At 64.6% G+C, this 1,486-nt stretch carries 2 protein-coding genes; one reads left to right on the plus strand and one right to left on the minus strand.

What is annotated here, in order from left to right; all coding sequences use genetic code 11:
* Positions 1–39: 39 nt before the first annotated feature.
* Entirely contained in the window at positions 40–351 is a 312-nt protein-coding gene (locus INT49_RS20775) for a hypothetical protein (RefSeq protein WP_193119624.1), read from the minus strand.
* 159 nt (positions 352–510) lie between these two features.
* Here INT49_RS20775 and mobF point away from each other — a divergent pair, with 159 nt between their 5' ends.
* Positions 511–1,434: a MobF family relaxase gene (gene mobF, locus INT49_RS20780; protein ID WP_226851137.1), complete on the plus strand. Its 924-nt coding sequence runs from the start codon at positions 511–513 to the stop codon at positions 1,432–1,434.
* The last annotated feature ends 52 nt before the right edge of the window (positions 1,435–1,486 follow it).

The following is a 1,486-nucleotide window of genomic DNA, read 5'->3' on the forward strand; positions in this document are numbered from 1 at the left end:
GCAGGTCACACCTCGGTTAGAGACCGGACCCTTACACAGCTAATGAAACACCCTCCGCAGCAGTGGCACCAGCACCGGCATGAACGGGGCCATGATCTTCCCCGCCGGGGCGCGCAGCAGCACCCAGCAGCGGATCAGCGCGGGCAGCAGATCATCGCCGTAGACCCGCGGCCGAGGTTTGCGCGGGCGCACCTGGCGGATCACCAGCGCCTCGCGCAGCGCGGCCCGGGCATAGTCCCGGTGCCAGCCGGTCAGCTCGACCAGTTCATCCAAGATCCGGGTCTTCCCAGCCCGGTCAGCGCTGCGGTAGGCCAGCGCCTTCTTCTTCGTCACAGCCTTGCGTTGACTCATCGTCAGCTCCATCCACGATGGTGCTCACGCGGAGGTCCCCACCTGAGGCAACGACACCCCAACCGGAGGATCTTCCCTGAGGCAACGACCCCGCACAAGCGGAGGTTTCTGATGAGTCAACTCGCACACTTATCCTGTGTGACGGTGTCGATTAGGGTGATGACGGCCGGTGACGGGTACCGGTACCTACTGAACTCTGTCGTGACCGGTGATGGCGACCGCGATTCCGCTTCCGCGTTGACTCGTTACTACTCGGAGTCGGGGACACCACCGGGGGCTTGGACCGGAGCTGGGCTTGTCGGTCTCTCCGGTGGTGTGACGGCGGGCACGGCGGTGACCGAGGAGCAGTTGCGGCGTTTGATGGGGTTCGGGCAAGACCCGAACACTGGCGAGCAGTTGGGGCGTCCGTACCGGACGTTCGCGACCGCTGCGGAACGTGTCGCGCGTCGCGTCGAGAAGATCTCTGACGCTCTCACTGAAGAGGAACGTGCGACCCAGACCGCGCTGATCGAGTCGGAGGAAGCCACAAAGCCGACGGGGGCTCCGGTAGCGGGGTTCGATCTGACGTTCTCGGTCCCGAAGTCCGTCTCGACACTGTGGGCGGTCGCTGACGGTGGGACGCAGGCGCTGATCGCCCAGGCGCATCATGCCGCGATCCAGGATGTGATCGACTTGTTTGAGCATGACGTCGCGATGACACGGATCGGTGCGAAAGGACCCCGGGGCGCGGTCGCCCAGGTCGAAGTACAGGGTGTGATCGCGGCAGCGTACGACCACTACGACTCGCGTGCCTCGGATCCGCAGTTGCACACGCATGTCGTGGTTGCGAATCGGGTGCAGGCCGTTCATGACGGGAAGTGGCGGACTCTCGACTCCCGTGCGATTCATGCGGCGGTGACGGGGCTGTCGGAGCATTACAACGCGGTCCTCTCCGATCACCTCACCCGGGTGCTCGGGGTGGGGTGGGAAGCCCGCGAGCGTGGTGCGGGGCGGTCGACGGCGTGGGAGATCTCCGGGGTTCCGCAAGAGCTGATGGACAACTTCTCGTCCCGCACCCGGGATATCGAGCAGGTCAAGGACTGAGCTGCTGCGGTGATTTCGGACAGCGGATTCGGTTGATTTCTTATGCTGTCGT

The sequence above is a fragment of the Brachybacterium tyrofermentans genome (genome assembly GCF_014897585.1).
In the GTDB taxonomy this organism is placed as follows: Bacteria; Actinomycetota; Actinomycetes; order Actinomycetales; family Dermabacteraceae; genus Brachybacterium; species Brachybacterium tyrofermentans.